This window comes from Mycolicibacterium sp. XJ879 (genome assembly GCF_053483935.1).
In genome coordinates this window covers 42852-62733 of sequence record NZ_JBEFTH010000003.1, presented here as the reverse complement: position 1 = coordinate 62733, position 19882 = coordinate 42852, and the positions used below count along the sequence as shown (strand labels likewise).

Annotated in this window: 25 protein-coding genes and 3 tRNA genes; 19 read left to right on the top strand and 9 right to left on the bottom strand. The window is 67.2% G+C overall.

The features are described from left to right. Together recC and ABQF13_RS07475 are read right to left on the bottom strand one after the other, a co-directional pair. Window positions 1-3252 carry an exodeoxyribonuclease V subunit gamma gene (gene recC / locus ABQF13_RS07480; RefSeq protein ID WP_448392110.1) on the bottom strand — a complete coding sequence of 1084 codons (3252 nt, stop codon included), beginning with the start codon at window positions 3250-3252 and terminating at the stop codon, window positions 1-3. A 19-nt stretch (window positions 3253-3271) separates the two neighbouring features. Next, entirely contained in the window at window positions 3272-4177 is a 906-nt protein-coding gene (locus ABQF13_RS07475; RefSeq protein ID WP_448392109.1) for a universal stress protein, read from the bottom strand. Between the two features lie 121 nt (window positions 4178-4298). Between ABQF13_RS07475 and ABQF13_RS07470 the strand changes: the two genes are divergently transcribed. The 5 genes from ABQF13_RS07470 to vapC all read left to right on the top strand — a co-directional run bounded on the left by ABQF13_RS07470 (window position 4299) and on the right by vapC (window position 7017). Continuing rightward, the gene (locus ABQF13_RS07470; RefSeq protein ID WP_448392108.1) at window positions 4299-4610 is read left to right on the top strand and encodes a ZIP family metal transporter; all 312 of its coding nucleotides are present in this window, start codon (window positions 4299-4301) and stop codon (window positions 4608-4610) included. Continuing rightward, window positions 4523-5029: a ZIP family metal transporter gene (locus ABQF13_RS07465; RefSeq protein ID WP_448392107.1), complete on the top strand. Its 507-nt coding sequence runs from the start codon at window positions 4523-4525 to the stop codon at window positions 5027-5029. Before ABQF13_RS07470 ends, ABQF13_RS07465 begins: the two co-directional genes overlap by 88 nt. 38 nt (window positions 5030-5067) lie before the next feature. Continuing rightward, entirely contained in the window at window positions 5068-6222 is a 1155-nt protein-coding gene (locus ABQF13_RS07460) for a zinc-binding dehydrogenase (RefSeq protein ID WP_448392106.1), read from the top strand. A 181-nt stretch (window positions 6223-6403) separates the two neighbouring features. Further along, window positions 6404-6616, top strand: coding sequence for a type II toxin-antitoxin system VapB family antitoxin (locus ABQF13_RS07455; protein ID WP_448392105.1), 213 nt, complete (start codon window positions 6404-6406; stop codon window positions 6614-6616). Further along, a complete protein-coding gene (gene vapC / locus ABQF13_RS07450; RefSeq protein ID WP_448392104.1) occupies window positions 6613-7017 on the top strand; it encodes a type II toxin-antitoxin system VapC family toxin in 405 nt (134 codons plus the stop codon). The genes ABQF13_RS07455 and vapC overlap by 4 nt, the downstream gene beginning before the upstream one ends. Before the next feature lie 6 nt (window positions 7018-7023). Here vapC and ABQF13_RS07445 read toward each other — a convergent pair whose 3' ends face one another. Then, entirely contained in the window at window positions 7024-7698 is a 675-nt protein-coding gene (locus ABQF13_RS07445) for a DUF3060 domain-containing protein (protein ID WP_448392103.1), read from the bottom strand. An 84-nt stretch (window positions 7699-7782) separates the two neighbouring features. On the opposite strand from ABQF13_RS07445, the gene ABQF13_RS07440 reads away from it, so the two are divergent. Beyond that, window positions 7783-8124 carry a VOC family protein gene (locus ABQF13_RS07440; RefSeq protein ID WP_448392102.1) on the top strand — a complete coding sequence of 114 codons (342 nt, stop codon included), beginning with the start codon at window positions 7783-7785 and terminating at the stop codon, window positions 8122-8124. Between the two features lie 36 nt (window positions 8125-8160). Then, complete coding sequence (locus ABQF13_RS07435; RefSeq protein WP_448392101.1) at window positions 8161-9258, top strand: NAD(P)/FAD-dependent oxidoreductase; 1098 nt, start codon at window positions 8161-8163, stop codon at window positions 9256-9258. Here ABQF13_RS07435 and ABQF13_RS07430 read toward each other — a convergent pair. The 6 genes from ABQF13_RS07430 to ABQF13_RS07405 form a co-directional block, all read right to left on the bottom strand. Next, window positions 9236-10201, bottom strand: a complete 966-nt coding sequence (locus tag ABQF13_RS07430; protein ID WP_448392100.1) for a magnesium transporter CorA family protein — start codon at window positions 10199-10201, stop codon at window positions 9236-9238. The two genes, ABQF13_RS07435 and ABQF13_RS07430, sit on opposite strands and share 23 nt — an antisense overlap. A 6-nt stretch (window positions 10202-10207) precedes the next feature. Further along, the gene (locus tag ABQF13_RS07425) at window positions 10208-10906 is read right to left on the bottom strand and encodes a crotonase/enoyl-CoA hydratase family protein (RefSeq protein WP_448392099.1); all 699 of its coding nucleotides are present in this window, start codon (window positions 10904-10906) and stop codon (window positions 10208-10210) included. Between the two features lie 120 nt (window positions 10907-11026). Then, window positions 11027-11989: a phospholipase effector Tle1 domain-containing protein gene (locus ABQF13_RS07420; RefSeq protein ID WP_448392098.1), complete on the bottom strand. Its 963-nt coding sequence runs from the start codon at window positions 11987-11989 to the stop codon at window positions 11027-11029. A gap of 90 nt (window positions 11990-12079) precedes the next feature. Beyond that, window positions 12080-12628, bottom strand: a complete 549-nt coding sequence (locus tag ABQF13_RS07415; protein ID WP_448392097.1) for a DUF4352 domain-containing protein — start codon at window positions 12626-12628, stop codon at window positions 12080-12082. A 9-nt stretch (window positions 12629-12637) separates the two neighbouring features. Beyond that, window positions 12638-13354 carry an MBL fold metallo-hydrolase gene (locus ABQF13_RS07410; protein WP_448392096.1) on the bottom strand — a complete coding sequence of 239 codons (717 nt, stop codon included), beginning with the start codon at window positions 13352-13354 and terminating at the stop codon, window positions 12638-12640. Between the two features lie 20 nt (window positions 13355-13374). Beyond that, a complete protein-coding gene (locus ABQF13_RS07405) occupies window positions 13375-14238 on the bottom strand; it encodes an NYN domain-containing protein (RefSeq protein ID WP_448392095.1) in 864 nt (287 codons plus the stop codon). Between the two features lie 209 nt (window positions 14239-14447). On the opposite strand from ABQF13_RS07405, the gene ABQF13_RS07400 reads away from it, so the two are divergent. From ABQF13_RS07400 to rplK, 12 genes are all read left to right on the top strand, one after another. Beyond that, window positions 14448-15041: a DNA-binding protein gene (locus ABQF13_RS07400; RefSeq protein ID WP_448392094.1), complete on the top strand. Its 594-nt coding sequence runs from the start codon at window positions 14448-14450 to the stop codon at window positions 15039-15041. Then, window positions 15026-15688: an RES family NAD+ phosphorylase gene (locus ABQF13_RS07395; protein ID WP_448392093.1), complete on the top strand. Its 663-nt coding sequence runs from the start codon at window positions 15026-15028 to the stop codon at window positions 15686-15688. Before ABQF13_RS07400 ends, ABQF13_RS07395 begins: the two co-directional genes overlap by 16 nt. A gap of 176 nt (window positions 15689-15864) precedes the next feature. After that, window positions 15865-15937, top strand: a tRNA-Thr gene (locus tag ABQF13_RS07390). Between the two features lie 62 nt (window positions 15938-15999). Beyond that, window positions 16000-16073: transfer RNA gene (locus ABQF13_RS07385), tRNA-Met, on the top strand. Window positions 16074-16108: 35 nt separating this feature from the next. Further along, complete coding sequence (rpmG, locus tag ABQF13_RS07380; RefSeq protein ID WP_059101288.1) at window positions 16109-16276, top strand: 50S ribosomal protein L33; 168 nt, start codon at window positions 16109-16111, stop codon at window positions 16274-16276. A 21-nt stretch (window positions 16277-16297) separates the two neighbouring features. Beyond that, window positions 16298-16774, top strand: a complete 477-nt coding sequence (gene hadA, locus ABQF13_RS07375) for a (3R)-hydroxyacyl-ACP dehydratase subunit HadA (protein WP_448392092.1) — start codon at window positions 16298-16300, stop codon at window positions 16772-16774. Continuing rightward, window positions 16761-17189 carry a (3R)-hydroxyacyl-ACP dehydratase subunit HadB gene (gene hadB / locus ABQF13_RS07370; RefSeq protein WP_448392091.1) on the top strand — a complete coding sequence of 143 codons (429 nt, stop codon included), beginning with the start codon at window positions 16761-16763 and terminating at the stop codon, window positions 17187-17189. The genes hadA and hadB overlap by 14 nt, the downstream gene beginning before the upstream one ends. A 3-nt stretch (window positions 17190-17192) precedes the next feature. Further along, the gene (gene hadC / locus ABQF13_RS07365) at window positions 17193-17744 is read left to right on the top strand and encodes a (3R)-hydroxyacyl-ACP dehydratase subunit HadC (RefSeq protein ID WP_448392090.1); all 552 of its coding nucleotides are present in this window, start codon (window positions 17193-17195) and stop codon (window positions 17742-17744) included. Window positions 17745-17887: 143 nt separating this feature from the next. Next, window positions 17888-17960 (top strand) — tRNA-Trp (locus tag ABQF13_RS07360). A gap of 67 nt (window positions 17961-18027) precedes the next feature. Next, window positions 18028-18474, top strand: a complete 447-nt coding sequence (gene secE / locus ABQF13_RS07355; RefSeq protein ID WP_448392089.1) for a preprotein translocase subunit SecE — start codon at window positions 18028-18030, stop codon at window positions 18472-18474. A gap of 28 nt (window positions 18475-18502) precedes the next feature. Beyond that, window positions 18503-19321 (top strand): transcription termination/antitermination protein NusG, encoded by an 819-nt coding sequence (gene nusG, locus ABQF13_RS07350; protein WP_448392088.1) that lies wholly within the window; start codon window positions 18503-18505, stop codon window positions 19319-19321. Between the two features lie 84 nt (window positions 19322-19405). Next, entirely contained in the window at window positions 19406-19834 is a 429-nt protein-coding gene (gene rplK / locus ABQF13_RS07345) for a 50S ribosomal protein L11 (RefSeq protein WP_448392087.1), read from the top strand. Window positions 19835-19882 lie beyond the last annotated feature (48 nt).

Genomic DNA, 19882 nt, shown 5'->3' with positions numbered 1-19882 from the left:
TCATTGCAGCGCTCCCAGCATCGGAAGCCACAACCGGCATGCGTAGGTGTCGAGGCCGCGGGAAACCAGATCTTTGAGCCAGGCGTTCTTGCCGAACGCCAGCTGGTATGCCGCCTCGGTGTCCTCGCCGGGGTAACGGTCCGAGCGCCACCGGTAGCCGGCCCGCCGTTCCGGCTCGCCGTGGCCGTGGACGGCTTCGGCCCACGCGTACGACGTCTTGACCGGCAGCGGCAACGGTTCGCGTCGGCCCTCGTCGTAGAGCGCCACCAGATCGGCCAGCAGCTCGACGGCCGACGACTCGGGGCGGCCCATCACCTCGACGCGGGGGGTGGTGCCCCGCGGGGGCCTGCCGACCGACACCGCGGTCCAGTTGCGCGACGGAGCGTGGGCGAGCAACGCCAGCAACCGAATCCACGGCTGCAGCAGATGTCGCCCGTCGAGCTTGGAGTACGTCGCCGACACCAGCTGATCGCCGTAGACCGGCGCCACCGTGCCGGTGACGCGCCGCCCACCGCCGATGTCGATGTCGACGTCGACCGCGCCCGGTTCGGCGCTGCGAAAGGGCCGCACCGCATCCGCGATCAGCCCGGACTGCTCGCAGATCTTGTTCGCTGTGCGCCAACCCAATTGGCCCGGCGGCAAGGTGCCTCGCCGCCATTCGAGGTCTTTGGCCTCGCGGGGTTCCATGCCGCGCAGCATGTCGTGCAGCATCCGGTCACCGACCGTCCACTCCTCGAGCGCGTCGATGTCGACGGGCATGGCGTCCTGGACGCCGTCGACCTCCCACGGCAGCGTGTACTCCAGCGCGCGAAAGAATCCCTTCACCGGGTCGCGGAAGAAGTTGAGCAGGTCGGCCAGCGCGACATCTTCGGGTGGGGGAGCGGGCAACGGCCCGGCGATGAACGGCTGCCGCTCGGCGCGCTCGCCGGCGCGGGCGTGGGCGGCCCGCAGCACCGTGGGATCGAACGTGAACGGTTGCCCCGCCGGCATACCCAGCGCGCCGGGGACGACGTTGCGGGTGTCGAAGGGCTGCAACGGATGTTCGACGACGACGGTCTTACGTACGGGGTACTCGGTGGTGTGCTCGAGCGTGTCGAGCAGTTCGGCCAGCGGCACCGCGGGCGGGCGTTCCTGTCCGTTGTATTCGTTGGCGCCGGTGTAGGTAATCACCAGCGTCTCGGTGGCCGCGCCGATCGCGTCGAGCAGCAGTTGGCGGTCCTCCGAACGGATGTCGCGCTCACCGGTCATCGGGTCGCGGGCCAGCGCGTCGTCGCCGTCGACGATGCCGCGCCGCGGGAACACGCCGTCGTCCAGGCCGACCAGGCACACCACCCGGTGCGGCACCGAGCGCATCGGCACCATGGTGCACACGGTCAGCGTGCCGGTGCGGAAGTTCGCCCGGGTCGGCCGGCCGGCCAGGTGGCGCTGCAGCAGCGCGCGGATGTCGGGCAGGCGCAGCAGGGTGTCGGCGCGGGAACCGGCGTCGGTGAGCACGTCGCCGAACTCGCGCTGCAGCTGGCTGATCTGCCACGCGTCGTCGTCGCCGACGTCGGCGAGCAGCTCGATACCGTCGGTCAGTGCCTTCAGCCAGTCCGTCAACGGCTGTGCGCCGGTAAGGGATTCGACAACCTGTTGGAGCCGGTCCACGTACTCGGCCAGCTTTCCAGCCAGCTCGACGCGGTTGCTGCTGACGTCGTCGAGCGGCAGCGTGGTCTCGATCCAGGCGTGCGAATCGTCGGACATCGCCACCCCGGCGAGCACCCGGTCGATACCGAAACGCCAAGTGTTCTGTACGAAGTCGACGCCGAACGGATGGCGATGCTGTTGGTCGAAACCCCACCGGATATTGGCCTGGCGCACCCAGCGGGTGATGTCCTCGAGATCGTCGTCGGTGAAACCGAACCGGGTGCGCACCGGCGCGGCGTGCGCGAGGTTGAGCACCTCGCTGGAGGTGGCGCGTCCGCCGGCCAGCGCCAGCAGTTGCGACGCCACCCCGAGCAGCGGGTTGGTCTGGGTGAGCGCGCGGTCGGCGAGCTTGACCCGCAGCTGATGCGCCGGATGCACACCGGTGATCATGTCGCCGAGCCCGAACCCGGCGACGATCAGCGGCGCATAGGTCTCAATGTCGGGGCACATGACGAGGATGTCGCGCGGTTCCAGCGTCGGGTCGTCGGCGAGCAGCCCGAGCAGCACCTCGCGCAGCACGTCGATCTGGCGGGCCGGGCCGTGGCAGCTGTGCACCTGCACCGAGCGGTCAGTAGCGTTGTGCGAGCGGCCTTTCGGGCGCAGAGCGTTGGCGGTGATGTCGGCCTGCAGCCAGCCCAGCAGGGTGTCGGGGCGCTCGGGGCCGGGCAGGTATTCGTCGGTGTGGGCGTCGGCGGGCAGGCTGCGCTGCAGCTCGCGAAGGTCGCGGCCGAGGGTGGCCAGCAGCGGGTGGTCGACCTCGCGGTGGCTGGTGTCCTCGCTGCGGGGGATCTGCCCGTGCACGCCGCGCAGCGACGACCACAGCCGGTCGCTGGGATGCGGCAGCCACAGGTGCAGGTCGTGATGGGTGGACAGCGCGCGCAACAGTTCGATCTCGGTGCTGGGCAGCCGGGTGTGGCCGAACAACGACATCCGCTGCGGCAGATCGGTGGGGGACTCCTCAAGCATCGCAACGGTTTTGGCGTGCCTGATGTGCGGCGGGTCGGCGGCGACCTGGTCGAGCAGAGCCCGCCACAGCGGCGGCTGCCACCGCAGATCCTCGGCGACATCACCGGCGTCGCCGTTCTCCCAGTCGACGAGCAGCTGCGGACGCTGCCGGGCGTAGGAGGCGAACAGGCCCGCGAGACGGCGGGCCACCGCGTAGCGCCGGCCCTGCCGCAGTTCCTTTTCCTCACCGGTTTCGAAGTGGCCGAGGTGGGTGGCCAGCGGCTTGCACCAGGCCTCGGTGCAGCTGGCGTCGATCACCTCCAGCAGCGGCCACACCATCGCGTCGGGCGCCCACGGGTCGCCGGCGCTGCTGTCGAGGCCGAGAAGTTCCGCGATCAGCGAGCGCGGATTGCGGAACGCGATACCCGCACAGACACCGTCGTCGCCGGCCCCGCGGCCCAGCACGTGCGAGAGCCGCTGGCTCAGCCAGCGTTCGACACCCTTGGCGGGAACGATGACCAGTTCTTGCGCGAACGGGTCGGCCAGCGGATCCGAAAGCAGCGCACCCAGGCCGTCAGCGAGCAGATCGGTGCGTTCCGCCCGATGGATAAACAGAGCCATCGAAGCGATTCTGCCGTGTTCAGCCCCGAGGCATACGTGCGATGATCACCGGGACCTGGGCAGCGTTGGCCACTGCGGTGCTGACCGAGCCCAGCAGCATGCCGGTGAACCCGCCGCGGCCGTGGCTGCCGAGCACCACCAGCTGGGCATTGTCGGCCTGCTCTAACAGCCGGGGCGCCGGGCGGTCACACACCACGACCCTACGCACGCCGACGTCGGGGTACCGCTCTTGCCATCCGGCCAGCCGCTCGGCGAGTACTTCTTCCTCGTGGTCCTTGATATTCCGCCATTCGATCGGCGCCCAGTCCATCGGCGGGAAGCCCAGCGGGCCCATGTCGCTCCAGGCGTGCAGCGCCACCAGTTCGACACCGCGGCGCGAAGCTGCGTCGAAGGCGATCTGCGTCGCGAGTTCCGAGGTCGGCGACCCGTCGATGCCGACCACCACCGGGGCTTGCGAGCGCTCGGTAAGCGGTACCTCGTCGTGGACGACGGCCACCGGGCAGTACGCGTGATGGGCCACGCCGGAACTGACCGAGCCCATCAGGGCACGGGAGACGGCGCCCTGTCCACGGCAGCCCACCACGATCATGTCGGTCCGCTTGGACAGCTCCAGAAGGGTCGGCACGACCGGGGCGTAACTGACCTCGGTGCTCACCTGGGCCGCGCGGTCCGAAGACGCGGCCTCCACGGCGACCTTGTGCGCATGCTCGATGATCTGGCGGGCCTGGTCTTGCTGCAGGCGCGCGTAGTCATCCGAGGCCTCGGTCCATCCCTCGGTGGTCACCAGCGGCGCCACGACATGCACGACCTTCAGCGGTACGTTCCGCAGCTCGGCATCGCGTGCGGCCCACTCAACCGCCGCCATCGATGACGGTGAGCCGTCGGCACCGACCACGATCCCCAACGAAGTTTGTTGGTCCGACACTTCAGTCTCCTTCCCAGCACACCAGGCGCAGGTGCTCCCGACATTAGGTGCGGTTCGACGGGATGTCAGTGGGCTTTAGTCCCTAACTGGCCGGGCACTTTGGCCGATAACGTGTTTGGCCATGTCGGTGCTGGGCTGGATCGTCGTTTCGGGCCTGGCGATGAGCGCATTAGCGCTGATCGGTGGCGCGGCGCTGTTCCTACCGCCACCGCTGTTCTCGCGCGTGGTGCTGCCGATGGTGGCGCTGGCCGCAGGCACTTTGCTCGGTGGAGCGCTGTTTCACATGCTGCCCGAATCGATCGCGGTGCTCGGCAACCAGCTATCGGTCTATCTGTGGCGGCCGGCATGGTCTCGTTTCATGTCCTCGAGCAATTCCTGCACTGGCACCACTGCCATCGCCCGATCGACGAACATCGTCCCATCGGCTATCTGATCCTGGCCGCCGACGGACTGCACAACCTCATCGGCGGAGTCGCCGTCGGCAGCGCGTTCATCATCGACATCCGGCTCGGCATCATCACCTGGCTGGTCGCGGCCGCACACGAAATCCCGCAAGAGATGGGCGATTTCGGGATCCTCGTGCACAGCGGTTGGCGCGTGCGGCACGCGTTGGCCTACAACGTAGCCTCAGCACTGACATTCCCGCTGGGCGGGTTGATCGCCTACGGCTTCGCCGGGCACGTCGAGGTCGCGGTTCTGGTGCCGTTCGCCGCGGGCAACTTCATCTACATCGCGCTGGCTGATCTATTGCCCGAAATCACAAGCTCGCCGCGCCTTCGCGAGAAGGCCGTGTACACCCTGAGCTTCTTGGCCGGGTTAGCACTGCTGGGGACGGTCGCGTTGCTGGGATGACGCCCATCGAGCCACACTGCGCGGATACGCTCGGACGCGTGAAAACCGTCGTCTGCACCAACGCGAACCTGCACGTGGTCGAGCAACCGACCCCGATCCCGGCGAAGGGCCAGCTCCTCATCGACGTGCAACGCTGCGGCATCTGCGGCTCCGACCTGCACGCCCGCCACTCCATGGACGAGCTCGCCGACGTGATGGCCGAAACCGGCTACGACGAGTTCATGCGTTCCGATCAGCAGGTGGTATTCGGCCACGAGTTCTGCGGCACCGTGCTCGACCACGGGCCCAAGACGCGCAAGGCGCCCAAGCCCGGCACGACCGTGGTCGCGATGCCGCTGCTGCGGCGCGGCAAGGACGTCCACGGCATCGGGCTGACCGCCAAGGCGCCCGGCGCGTACGCCGAGCAGCTGCTCGTCGAACAGGCCCTCACGTTCCCGGTGCCCAACGGGTTACCTGTCGAGGTGGCGGCACTCACCGAACCGATGGCCGTCGGCTGGCACGCCGTGCAGCGCGGCGACGTGCGCAAGGGCCAGGTCGCCTTCGTGATCGGCTGCGGGCCGATCGGGCTGGCGGTCATTCTGGCGCTGAAGGCCAAGGGTGTGCGCACGGTGATCGCCAGCGACTTCTCGGCCGGCCGGCGCGCGCTGGCGACCCGCTGCGGCGCCGACGTCGTCGTGGATCCCGCGCAGGAATCGCCGTTCTCCGGTGAGCACGGCTTCCTCGAATCCTTCACCGACGCCGGGGATCTCGCGCTGAGCACGATCGAGAAGATCCACAAGCTGCGGCTGCCATGGTGGCACGTCTGGCGCGCCGCGGACAAGGCCGGCGCGACCACGCCGAAGCACCCGGTCATCTTCGAATGCGTTGGCGTGCCCGGCATTATCGAGAGCATCATCACCAGCGCGCCGGTGTTCTCGCGCGTGGTGGTCGTCGGGGTGTGTATGGGCGCCGACCACATTCGGCCGTCGATGGCGATCAACAAGGAGATCGACCTGCGCTTCGTGCTGGGCTACACGCCGCTGGAGTTCCGCGACACGCTGTATCTGCTCGCCGACGGCAAGATCGACGCCGCCCCGCTGATCACCGGAACCGTCGGGTTGGGCGGCGTCGAGGCCGCGTTCGACGCGCTGGGCGACCCGGAGGCGCACGCCAAGATCCTGATCGATCCCGGAAGCGACGCGGACGCGCCGTAGCGGGGGCTGGGGCTCCGGGGGGTATGTGGCAAGTGCCAAGCTCTGCGCGAATTATTCGCTGCTAATGGCCATGGTGGTCGGTAAGAGCGAATCTTTCGCGCATAGCTTGGCACCTTCGGTCACCATCCTTCAGAGCGCCGGGGCCACCGGACGGCGAGACTGCGAGGTGTATGCTTGGTGTATGGCACGCACAAACATCGATCTCGACGATGCGCTGGTCGCTGAGGTGATGCGCAGATTCGGCGTCGCCACCAAGAAAGACGCCGTCGATCTGGCGTTGCGACGACTGGTCGGCGCCCCGCTGGACAAGGAGTTCCTCCTCGGGCTGGAAGGCGTCGGATGGGACGGCGACCTCGGCGAGCTGCGACGCGAACAGCCCGACGAGTTCTCGTGATCCTGATCGACACCTCGGCGTGGGTGGAGTACTTCCGGGCGACGGGTTCGGCGGCTGCAGTCGAAGTCCGGCGCTTGCTTTCCGAGGAAACAGACGACGTCGCGATGTGCGAGCCCGTCGCGATGGAAATCCTGTCGGGTGCGCGCGGCGAGGATGTGTACCTCAAACTCGAGCGCTTGGTCAATGGGCTGCCGTCATTGGCCGTCGACGGCGCAACCGACTTTCGGGCGGCCGCACAGATCTACCGCACTGCCCGTCGCGCCGGCCGCACGGTTCGCAGTATCAACGACTGCTTGATCGCGGCGTTGGCCATTCGGCATGACGCTCGAATTGTCCACCGTGATACCGACTTCGAGGTGATCGCGGCGATGACCACCCTCGAGGCAACATCGTTGCGATGAAACCCGTCAGCCCCGTGCCACCGAGTTCCGCGAAGAGGCGTTGATCTCGGGGTCGCCGAAGTGGTAGATCACGCCGTTGTCGAACCCGGACACGATGATGGCGTTGGCGCTGTCGAGGGTCACCTGGTTGTCCACGCCGGACACGTTGACCATCGCGCAGTGCCCGGTGATCGTGACGGTGTTGTTGACCCCGCTGATGTTGATCTCGCTGTCGTCGCACTCGACGGTCTTGGTGCCGTCCACACCCGCGACGCTGAGCTTGCCGCCCGGCGGCGCGGTCACCACCGAGTCGTTGCCGGGCAGCATCGGCTCGATGGCCGGGAAGTCGGTGTCGGGCGCAGGCACCGGGTCCAACAATCCGCCCCCGCCGGCCACCCCGGGGTCCACCCTGGCCGTCGTCTGTGTGCTCATGTTCCACACGATCGCCCCGACCACGCCGAACACCGCCAGCACTGCCACCGCGATCACCACGAAGATCACCATGGCCGGCGTCCGACTGTGGGACTGCTGCGGGTACGGCACCCCGTATTGCGGCGCGCCATACGGGTCCGCCCACACCGGCGGCGGCAGCGGCTGTGTAGGTGGCGTCGGCTGGGTCGCGCCCAACTCGACGGCGCCCGGCCCGGTCCGCAGCTGCTCGAGCTGGCGGATGCGCTCCTCGGGGTCGTCCTGCGGATTCATGGGCAGATATTGGCACACTCCCGTTTGCGACGGCGGATTAGCGGCAACTCGGCCCGCATGATCGGCAACTTGCGATCCGTCGTCGTGGACTGCAGAGACCCCCGAGCGCTGGCGGACTTCTATGCCAAAGTGCTCGGCGGCACCATCACACAAAAAGACGACACCTGGGTGGTGCTGACCGACCCCTCGGGTCGACGGCTGGCGTTCCAACACTCGCCGGAGCACGAGCCGCCCACGTTCCCCGATCCGCGTGGCTCCCAGCAGTTCCACCTCGACATCGCAGTCGACGACGCCGACGCCGCCGAACGCGACATCCTGGCTCTGGGCGCCGCCCGGGTCACCGACGCCGTCGGCGAAGACAACTTCCGGGTCTTTCGTGATCCGGCCGGCCACACCTTCTGCCTCGTCTGGGACTTCGACGACTAAAGCGTGCCCGGCGCCCCAGATGGGTATGAAGACGGTGTGGTGGCAGCAGCTTTCATCGCCGTCGGCGCCGGCCCGGCCGGGGTCAGCGCCGCGGAGACGTTCCGCGCCAAACACCGCGACATCCCCGTGCGCATCCTGACCGACGACCTCGCCCTGCCGTATGCCAAACCGCCGCTGAGCAAGGGCTATCTGTGCGGCCGCGAAGACAAGCGCGACCTGCACAGCCCCGCCTGGTTCACCCGCAACCGCGTCGACCTGATCCGCGGCGTCGCCGTCGCCGCCATCGACGTCGACCGCCAGGAGGTCATCACCAAAGGCGGCAGCCGCTACCCCTACTGGCACCTCGTCATCGCGTCGGGCGCCACCGCGGTGCGGCCCGACATCCCCGGCGTCGAGTCGGCGCTGACCCTGCGCACCTTCGCCGACGCGGTCGCGCTCAAGATGGCCGCCCGCTACGCCGACTCGGCCGTCGTGATCGGCGCCGGGCTGATCGGCTGCGAGGCCGCCGCCTGCCTGGCCGAGCAGGGTGTCGCGACGACGTTGGTGGCCGCCGAACCCGTGCCGCTGCACCGTCGCTTCGGTCTGGAAGCCGGTGAACGCGTGGTAAAGATCCTGTCCGACAACGACGTTCGCTTCGTCGGCGAAGCCACCGTCATCGGCATCGACGACGCCGGCGTGCTGCTGGGTAGCGGTGAAGCCGTCGACGCCGACGTCGTCGTGACGGCCACCGGGGTGCGGCCCGACGTCACGCTGGCCCGCGCGGCCGGGCTAAAGATCCACGACGGGCGCATCGTCGTCGACGAGCACATGCGCACGTCGGCGCGCAACGTCTACGCCGCCGGTGACGTCGCGCTGGCCCGAAACGTCACCGCGGGCAGGCACATCCCCGCCGAGCACTGGCGCGACGCCGCCCAGCAGGGTTACGTCGCCGGGCTTACCGCCGCCGGCTACGGCGCCCGCTGGGACCAGGTGCCCCAGTTCTCCTGCCTGATCGGCAATTCCGCGCTCAAGTACCGCGGGTGGGGCACCGGCTACGACGTCAGCAGGCTCGTCGACGACCACAACGGCTTCACCGTCGAGTACGAGGCCGACGGCAAGGAAGTCGGCGTGCTCACAGCCAGTCTCGGCGTTTGAAGCTCACGTACAGGATGATCACGAGCAGCACGATGATGATGCTGCTGGTCAGGAAGCCGGCCACCGTGTCGATGCCCGGAAACATCACGTTCTGGCCGTAGAAGCCGGTGATCGCCGTCGGCACCGCGATGATCGCCGCCCAGCCGGTGAGCTTCTTCATCACCGTGTTCAGCCGCGCGTCCTGCAGCGAGAGGTTGGTCTCGAACACCGTGGTGATCATGTCGCGCAACGACTCGGTCCACTCCGAGACCCGCAGCACGTGGTCGTAGAGGTCGGCATACAGCGGGTCGAGCTCGGGTGCGGTCTTGGCGTCCAGGCGGCGGTGCTGAATCGAGTTGACCACCTCGCGCATCGGCAACACCACCCGCCGCAGCTTCACCAGGTCCTTGCGCAGCTGGAAAGTGCGGCGCTGCAACTCATCACGCGGCCGGTCGGCGAACAGCTCGTCCTCGATCCCCTCGATGGCGTCGTCGAGCACCTGTACCGCGTCGAAGTGGCCGTCGACCACGACGTCGAGAAGTCCGTGCACCAACGCACCCACGCCGTACTCGTGGCCGCCGAGTTCGTCGAACCGCTGTGACGCCGAGTCGATCTCGAAGTCCGGGGGCAGCCGCACCGTGATCAGCCCGCGCGGCAGCACGAACCCGGAGATGCGATGGGTCTGGATCGTCGCCTCGTCGACCGAGACGGCGTACACGGTGAAAAAGGTGTGCGTATGGTAGGCAACGGCTTTGGTGCGTTCGGCCTCGGCGATCGCGTCCTCGACCGCCCAGGTGTTCAGCCCGATCTCCTCGGCCAGCTCCTTGAACGTCTCATGGTCGGGGTCGTAGATGTCGCACCACACCAGGGCGTCGGCGTCGGCCAGGTAGTCCGAGATCGACGCGAAGTCGAAGTCGTCCTGCGGCTTACCGCCGCGCCACACCCGCCCCCGGACCCGTTTCACAGCGTCCTAGAGACTGAATTCGCTTGCCAAGCCGTCGATTCCGGCGCGGATCGCGGCCAGCGCCGACTCGCGCGCCTTCATCTTGGTGGCCAGGTGCGCGCCCGCGTGGATGCCCGACGCCGCCTCGGCGGCCACCTCCTGAGCGCGGGTCAGCACCCGATCCGCGTCGACGATCTCGTCGAGCCAGCCGCCGGTGATCGCCTCGTCGCCGGCGAACGTCGCGGCCATCGACGCGCCCCGCTGAAACGCCGCGGGGGTCAACCGCATCCGCATGATCTCCAGCGCCGCAATGGGTATCGTCATGCCGATCGCCACCTCGATCGCCTGACATTTCGACTTCGGTTGGCCCACCCGGTGATCCCCGGACAGCAGCAGAAACGATCCCATCGCGATCGCCGGGCCCGTCGCGGCCATGATGACCGGCTTGGGAAACGTCAGGCACCGCACCGCCAGCTCGAAGCCACCGGTCAGCATCCCGAGCCCGGCCTTCGCGTCGCCGGATTGAAACACCGTCAGGTCGAAGCCGCCGCTGAACACCCGCCCGTTGCCCGCCAGCACCACGGCCTTGGCGTTGTCCTTCTCGGCGCGGTCCAGGGCGTCGTTGAGGGCCGCCTGCATCGCGGGCCCGAGCACGTTGACCTTGCCGTCGTCCATCGTGATGGTCGCGACGGATTCGGTCAGGTCATAGCCAACGGCGCTGGTCATCGGTTCTCCTTAAGGTGTCCGACAGGATGCTAGCGCCGAAAGTGAAACCACGGTCGTTGCGCACCGGTTTTGCGACCGTGGCTGCAATCTCGGTGCAACAGGCGCAAACGGCGCAATAGGTTACGACACGAGCTTGTCGCGCGAGACCAGCCGCTCACCGCGGGCCAGCCACTTCGGGTCCGCCCACGTCACCCGCGCGGGCAGGCGCCGCCAGTACTCCGGGTGCTCGCGCAAATACACATCCACGCTGGAATGCACTGCCGCGCCCTCGGGTAGCCGGCGCATCGCCAGCCGGTGCGGGTTACCGGCCACCGCGTCGAACTCGGTGGGCAGCGGGACCGCATATCGCAGCCGCGGCGACACCCGAAGGCCGGCCCGCAGCGCCCCGTCGAGCATCCAATCGAAGGTGATCGCGGCCAACGGCCCGCACGCGCCCGGAGATCCGGTGATATCGGCGTGGGTGCCGCGGAACCAGACCTCCTCGGTACGCTCCGATGCCCATCCGACCAGCCGCTCACCGGGCAACCCGTCTACCGCGACGGCGTGGCGGCCGAACACGACGTTGCGCAGCGGCGCCGGCGTCGTGCGCCGGGTGAAGCCCGGAATCCGCAGCGTGTCCCACATCCCCAGGAACCACACCGGAACGCTGACGTCGTGTCGCGAGGACAATTCGGCGGCGATGCGCGCCACCCGCTGCCAGTCTTGTGCCGTGCGCTCGGTGCGCGGCAGGGCATACGCATCGAGCACGTAATCCATCAGGTCCGGCAGCACCCCGACGGTGCCGAGCAACCGGGTCAGCGTCTGCGCGCAGTACGCGCCGCGGCCGGACCCGAACAGGAAGATGCGGTCCTCGGGTGCCCAGTGGTCGACGAGGAAGCGGTAGGCCTGCGCGATGGCGGTCCTGGCGTCGTCGGCGGCTGCCGCGCGCCGGTGCAGTCGATGCGGCGCCGACGCGCATGATTCGTGCCAGCTGAGTTGCTCGTTTCCCTCGACAAGCAAACCCAGCAAGCGCTGCAGGTTGGTGCAGTCCGGCCCCACCGGATCACCGCGGAACCGGTCGAAACACAACACGAGCTTCTTCACGAGGCCCCCCACGGCTCGGATTGACGCGCTCGTCTCAGTGTGCCTGGCAAAGCAGGCGATGTCTATGCGCGGTTCGCTAAGAACGTGCCGTTACGTGAGTGCGAGCTCGACGCCCGCGCTGGCGGAGTCGGCGCGCAGTTCGACCGTGCCCGGCACCGTGCCCGCCGGGACGGTGAATGCCAGCGCGACGTCGGCCTTGCCGCCCGGCGCAAGTTCGGCGACGCCGCCGCCGAGCGCGGCGGTGGCCTCGTCGTCGATGTAGTAGACGGCGCCGTCGGCCTTCAGCGTCTGGTAGGTGCCAAGGAACGTGGCGGGCGCGTCGCCGACGTTGGTGACGGTCAGGTTGACGACGACGTGCTCGCCCGCCTCGTCGGACTCGTAGCCCCGCACGGTGAACGACATGGGGCCGTCGACGCCGGCGTCGACCGGGGCGGCCTGCGGCGGGGCGACCCAACCGCTGGTCGCGATTGCCCTTGCGGCAGTGTCGCTTTCGACTTCTTCGCCTGCGACGATCGCGGTCGTGTTGATGAACAACCCGTAGATCACGACGAACACCAGCACCGCCAACAGCGCCGAGCATGCGGCGGCGTAGGAGATGACGAGCCGTCGGACGTCTTCGGTGGGCGGGGCGGTGGGCATCGCGCCGGATCAGCCGCCCATCAGCGTTCGCCACTGGTCGAGGTTGCTGACCCGGTACACGTAGTTGGTCTGGCGCACCTCCGACAGCGACGCGCTGGGCTCGGCGGAATACCAGTGCCCCGGGAACACCGTCGGATCACCCGACAGCTTGGCCAGCGCCTGCAGGCTGCGGAACATGTCGTCGATGTTGCCGCCGGGGAAGTCGGTGCGCCCGCAACCCTCGAGGAACAGGGTGTCGCCGGCGACCAGGCGCCCGTCGAGCAGGAAGCACTGGCTGCCGGGGGTGTGGCCGGGGGTGTGCAACAACTCGATGTCCAGGTCGCCGACCTTGACCACGTCGCCGTGCTGGTGCTCGGTGAGCTCGCTGCGTGCGATCCCGGTGACCTTCGAAACCCAGTCCGCCTCGAGGTTGTTCACGTGCACCGGGACGCTGACCCGGTCCAGCAGCTCGGCGAGACCGCTGAGCTGAAAGCCCATCATCGACCCGCCGACGTGGTCGGGGTGGTGATGCGTCACGAGCACGCCGGACAGGTGCATGCCGTCGGCTTCCAGGGCGTCGACCAGATCACCGGCGGCGTAGGCCGGATCCACGACGACGGTGTCGCCGGTCTGGCGGTCGCCGATCAGGTAGGCGAAGTTGCGCATCTGCTGCGCCATCATGTCGCTGGCAGCGAAGTCGCGACCCGACAACAGCTGGCGGAAATAGAGGCGGTCAGAGTCAGCCATGAGGTCAGGGTATCGGCGGGTCACTCGTCGCTGCGCAGCCGGACCATCCGGATGGTGCTGCTCTCGTCGAGTTCGGCGATCTGGTCGCGTGAGCGCAGGAAGTCGCTGAACGAGCGAAAGCCCAGCGACCGCTCCGAGAACGACGGGTCCATCCGCTTCATCTGCGCCTTGACCGCCGAATTGTGCAGCCAGTCGGCGTCGTCTTTCTCATGTCCGATACGCAGCGCGCGCTCCAGCAATGCCGTCGCCGCAACCTGCGGATCGGGAGCCTCGGGTTCCTGGTCGGCGTCGGCTTTGGTGCGTCGTCGCTTGGGCGCCTCCGGCGTCTTGACCGGGGTGACGCCGGGCAGCGCGTCGTAGGAGACGTACTCGTCGCACGCCGCGGTCAACGAGCGGCTGATGGAGCCGGTGATGCCGATGCCCACGACGTAGCGGCCGAGGCGTTTGCAGCGCTGGGCCAGCGGGATGTAGTCGGAGTCGCCGGCCACGATCACGACGTGGGTCAGGTCGGGCAGCCGGAACATGTCCTCGACGGCATCGACGGCCAGTCGGATGTCGGCGCCGTTCTTGCTGTACGCGGCGGCGGGGAACAGTTGGACGAGGTCGACGGCGCGGCCGACGAGTTGGTCGCGGTAGTCGGCGTTGACGTCGGCGGACCAGTCGGCGTAAGCCCTGGTCAGCACCAGGGTGCCGAACGACGAGGCGAAGTCGATGATGGCGCCGACGTCGACGCGGGCCTCGGCCAGCCGGCCCGGGTTCTTGTGGAAGCCGGCGGCCTTGTCGCGCTGAAACGAGTTGCGCCCGTGGATCTGGTCGTAGCGGGAGATGACGACGTTGTCGAAGTCCAGGTACACCGCCACGCGCGCAATGTCGGTATCGGTCACCTGTACGTCCTATCACCCGGGGCGCGAGCTGCGGGCAGAACGGCCGCGGTGGCGCCGCCCGGTTGGGCCTGGCGAGCCGCCGACCGCCAAACTGTCCAGCCGTGGTTGTGCGATAGACGCAAGGCGCCGCAGCGAACCCTCGTCACACCACCCCTACTAACGGTGATATATTATCGTTAATAATCGTTAATCGCGAAAGGCCCGATGCGATGCCCACGAATAAGCTCGACGAACTTCTGCTGGACCGCTTCAACCTGCGGCGTGCTGATCTGATCGCGGCTCTCGAGACGTTCCCGGCGCACCGGCCGTGGGCGGCCACGCTCACCGACCAAGAGGCTCGGCTCCTCGATGACGCTGGGTTCGTCGAAGACCCCGAAGCGTATGCAGCGATCGCAGCCGACGTGACCACTCATATGGCCAGGCTGTACAGCACCGCCTATACCGCCAGTGAGGTCAGCGAAGGGTTGGGCGTCAACGACTCCCGCGTGCGACAGCGCCGCCTCGCCCGCACGCTATGGGGGATAAAAGACGGGGGCAGGTGGGTCTACCCCGCGCTTCAGTTTGAGGCCGTCGACCGCGACGACCGAGTCAGACTGAAGCTGGTCCGCGGCCTCGACGAGGTGCTGCCCGCCCTGCTCTCCAGGGAGTTGCACCCCACAGCAGTAGCCGGCTTTCTGATGACCCCGCAGCCTGATTTGCGCATCGATGGGCAACCAAAGTCGGTGCGAGAGTGGCTGTTGCACGGTGAATCGGTCCAGCCCGTACTCGAACTGATCCAGATCGGTGAGTGGGCGGCGACTTGACCGTCGACCCGATGCTGCCAGACCCTCCGCCGCCGCACGTACTGCGTTCGAGCGGGATCAACGATGACGAGATGCGCGCGATCGACGTCGATGAGATCTGGTGGCGCGTTCATCGCACCGAGGGCCAGCACGTACTGGCGTGGAATGCACTGCGCACATTCGGGCCGGTGCTGCGGTTCGACCCCCACCCCGCCCCGAAGGGGGAGCATGCGCAACATGGCGTTTGGTACGGAGCATCATCTCCGTCCGCCGCACTCGGCGAGGCATACCAAGTGGATCGGACCATCGACCGGGAACGCGGTCGTCCGTATCTGACCGGCTTGTCGTACACGCGCAAACTGCTGGTCCTCGACCTCGCCGCTGACAGCCGGGGAGCGTGGGCCACCCGCGCCGGCGGCATGTTCGCCATCTCCACGGCCCCGCATGCCCTGACCCAGCAGTGGGCCCGCCACATTGCCGAGGCATTTCCCGATCTCGACGGCCTGCGCTACAACAGCCGATTCGCAGGCGAGCCATGCCTGGCGCTGTTCGTCCCGGCAGCAGCTGCGATGCCAGCCCGGCCGAAAATATCGCTGCCTCTGGACCATCCCGATTTGGCCGGCCGTATCGCCGGTGCCGCGAAACGCCTCGGCTATGGCGTCGTTTGACGGGCTGCCGCCCCGGTTGGGCTGCCGCGAGTGTGCAGTTTCATACGCGCGGCGCGGCGAGTCGCGGATAAAACCGCACCATCGGCTCCCGCGAGGACTCCCGACGACCAGCGGTTTGGCGCGCCAATCGGCGAGGCTGTACCCTCTTTAAGGCCCGCCGCACGGTGCGGGAGCAGGCCCCCTTAGCTCAGTCGGCAGAGCGTTTCCATGGTAAGGAAAAGGTCAACGGTTCGATTCCGTTAGGGGGCTCGGTGGAACAGCCGGGGCGAGCGAAGCGACGGGTAGCTTGGTTCGCGCGGCGGCGCCGGTAAGGCGGTGTAGCTCAGCTGGTTAGAGCGCACGACTCATAATCGTGAGGTCGGGGGATCGAGTCCCCCCACCGCTACAACACCAAGACGAACGCGTAGAAGGACGACACAAGTGGCCTCCAGTACCGACGTACGGCCCAAGATCACCTTGGCCTGCGAGGTGTGCAAGCACCGCAACTACATCACCAAGAAGAACCGTCGCAACGATCCCGACCGGCTCGAGATCAAGAAGTTCTGCCCGAACTGCGGCAAGCACCAACCGCACAAAGAGTCGCGGTAACTAGGTAGGTTCAGCCCAAGCGTGTCTCTGTCAGAGCGCATCGTCGGGATCCATTTTCGCTATCCCGACCATTACGTGGTGGGCCGCGAAAAGGTGCGCGAATACGCGACCGCGGTCAAAAACGATGATCCGCCGTTCTTCGACGAGAAGGCCGCCGCCGAGCTGGGCCACGATCGGCTGCCCGCGCCGCTGACGTTCACCTCGGTGTTGGGCTACATGGCCCAGGTGGCGTTTTTCGAGCACGCCAACGTCGAGATCAAAGACGCCAAGATCGTGCAGGTCGACCAGGTGCTGAAGTACATCGAGCCGATCTTCGCCGGCGACAAGCTCTACTGCGATGTGTCAGTGGACTCCGTGCGCCAGGCCCACGGCACCGACATCGTCGTGCTCAAGACCGTCGTCACCAACGACAAGGGTGACGTGATGCAGGAGACGTACACGACCCTGGCGGGTCGTGCGGGTGAGGAAGAAGAGGGTTTCAGCGATGCCACTGCGTGAGTTCGATTCGGTGAAGGTGGGTGATCAGCTTCCCGAGAAAGTGATCCCGCTGACACGGCAGGACCTGGTGAACTACGCCGGGGTGTCCGGTGACCTCAACCCGATCCACTGGGACGACGACATCGCCAAGCAGGTGGGTCTGGACACCGCCATCGCCCACGGCATGCTGACCATGGGTCTGGGCGGCGGCTACGTCACCTCCTGGGTGGGTGATCCGGCCGCGGTCAGCGAGTACAACGTGCGCTTCACCGCGGTGGTGCCGGTGCCCAACGACGGCGTCGGCGCCGAGATCATCTTCAACGGACGCGTGAAATCCGTTGAGCCCGAAACCAAGACCGTCACCATCGCGTTGTCGGCAACCGCCGGGGGCAAGAAGATCTTCGGCCGCGCGATCGCCATCGCGAAGTTGGCATAGGTCATGGCGCTCAAACTCGATATCCGGGGCATGGTTTGGGAGTACCCCGAACCGTTCGTCGTGGGCCGCGAGCAGATCCGCCAGTACACCAACGCGATCCAGGCCGAGGACCCCGAAAGCCTCGACGTGGCGGCCGCCCAGGCCGCCGGGCACGAGGGCCTGGTCGCGCCGCTGACATTCATGTCGATCTTCGCGGTGATGATCCAGCGCCACTTCTTTCAGCACAACGACATCGGCTTCGAGACCATGCAGATCGTGCAGGTCGACCAGAAGTTCAAGTTCCACCGGCCGATCAAAGAAGGTGACGCGCTGACCGGCGTCCTGCGCATCGAAAGCGTCGACGAACGCTTCGGCGCCGACATCGTCACCACTCGAAACGTGCTCACCGACCCCACCGGCGAGGTCGTGATGGAGTCCTTCACGACGCTGATGGGCCATGAGGGGGACAACTCGATCTCGGCGGGCTGGGACCCCAAGACGGGTCAGGTAACGCGCAAACCCGTCGTGCATGACCCGACCGATCCCGACGAGGTCAACGGTCAACCGGCGGATTAGTAACTGACAAGGGTGGCGCGCTACACTCGTACCTCGGGGTTTTCCCAGTACAGCGCGCTGTCCACCGGCTTTGATCAGCCGAACGGGGAGCGCGCGAATTGTGTGAGCCCCGGAACGGATGGTTGCCTGCCGTGCCATCCTGAAGGGGCGTAGCTCAACTGGCAGAGCAGCGGTCTCCAAAACCGCAGGTTGCAGGTTCGAGTCCTGTCGCCCCTGCTCAACTGAATACTCGACAAGTGTGGACACTGGAAGGTGACCACACCACACAGACGAAAGGCATGCGGTGAGCGATTCCGAGCCGGCACGCCCTGGTTCGACAGGCGCCGGCAGCAACCCAGGGCCCGACGGCGACGGTCGGACCGCCGTGGTGACACCGCAGCGGCCCACCGGGAAGCGGTCGCGGCGCGGTGCTGCCGGCGAGGGCGAGAGCTCGGCCGTCGACCTGGACACCGGTACCGAGGCCGCTCCGACCAAGAACGGCGCGGGGAAAAAGAAGCGGACCGCCAAGAAGCGGGGCGACGGTCCCGGAAAAGGTGGGCGCAACCCGTTCCTGTTCGTCTGGACGTACCTGAACCAGGTCGTCGCCGAACTGCGCAAGGTCATCTGGCCGAACCGCAAGCAGATGATCAGCTACACCACCGTGGTGCTGATCTTCCTGGCGTTCATGGTCGCGCTGATCTTCGGAGTCGACTATGGCCTGAGCAAGCTCATCAACCTGGTGTTCGGCTGACGAGCAGAAGAAGTGAGAGGACTGACACGTGACTAGCTTCGAGGGCGACACGCCTTCGGCCGAGGCCGTCGACCTTGTCGACAGCGAGGTGACGGAAGCCACCACCGACCCGGCGACCGAGGAAGCCGACGTCGCCGGTGCTGCCGTGAGCGATGAGGCGGCCACCCCCGCCGACGCTGCCGGTGAGGCGCCCGCGGCCGACGTCGAGCCCGCCGAGGAAGAGGAAGAGGATCCGGCGGTCGCGCTGAAGAAGGAGCTGCGGCTCAAGCCCGGCGACTGGTACGTCATCCACAGCTACGCCGGCTACGAGAACAAGGTGAAGGCCAACCTCGAGACCCGCGTGCAGAACCTGGACGTCGGCGACTACATCTTCCAGGTCGAGGTGCCCACCGAAGAGGTCACCGAGATCAAGAACGGCCAGCGCAAGCAGGTCAACCGCAAGGTGCTGCCGGGCTACATCCTGGTGCGGATGGAGCTCAACGACGAGTCGTGGGGCGCGGTGCGCAACACGCCCGGCGTGACGGGGTTCGTCGGCGCGACGTCGCGGCCGTCGCCGTTGTCGTTGGACGACGTGGTGAAGTTCCTGCTGCCGCCGGCAGCGGCGAAGAAGCCGGGCAAGGCGGCGTCGACGTCGGCTGCGGCCGCCGATACCGGTATCGAGCGGACGCCGATCGAGGTGGACTTCGAGGTGGGCGAGTCGGTCACCGTGATGGACGGGCCGTTCGCCACGCTGCCCGCGTCGATCAGCGAGGTCAACGCCGAACAGCAGAAGCTCAAGGTGTTGGTGTCGATCTTCGGCCGCGAGACCCCGGTGGAACTGACCTTCAACCAGGTCGCCAAGCTTTAGTCGCGACTTAGTCGCGATTTCGGTGCGCAAACCAGCGCTGAGCGATCGTTAGCGCACCGAAATCACTGAAAACGAGAGGAAGAAATGGCCCCGAAGAAGAAAGTCATCGGGCTGATCAAGCTGCAGATTCAGGCCGGGCAGGCCAACCCCGCCCCGCCGGTGGGTCCGGCGCTCGGCCAGCACGGTGTGAACATCATGGAGTTCTGCAAGGCGTACAACGCCGCGACGGAGAACCAGCGCGGCAACGTCGTGCCGGTGGAGATCACCGTCTACGAGGACCGCAGCTTCACGTTCAACCTGAAGACGCCGCCCGCGGCCAAGCTGCTGCTGAAGGCCGCCGGTGTGCAGAAGGGCTCGGGGGAGCCGCACAAGAACAAGGTCGCCAAGGTGACCTGGGATCAGCTGCGTGAGATCGCCGAGACCAAGAAGGAAGACCTCAACGCCAACGACATCGAGCAGGGCGCCAAGATCATCGCCGGCACCGCCCGGTCGATGGGTATTACGGTCGAATAGTTCGTCCGTAGTGGGAGGGCTGGCATCGGCCCGGAGGACCACGACTTC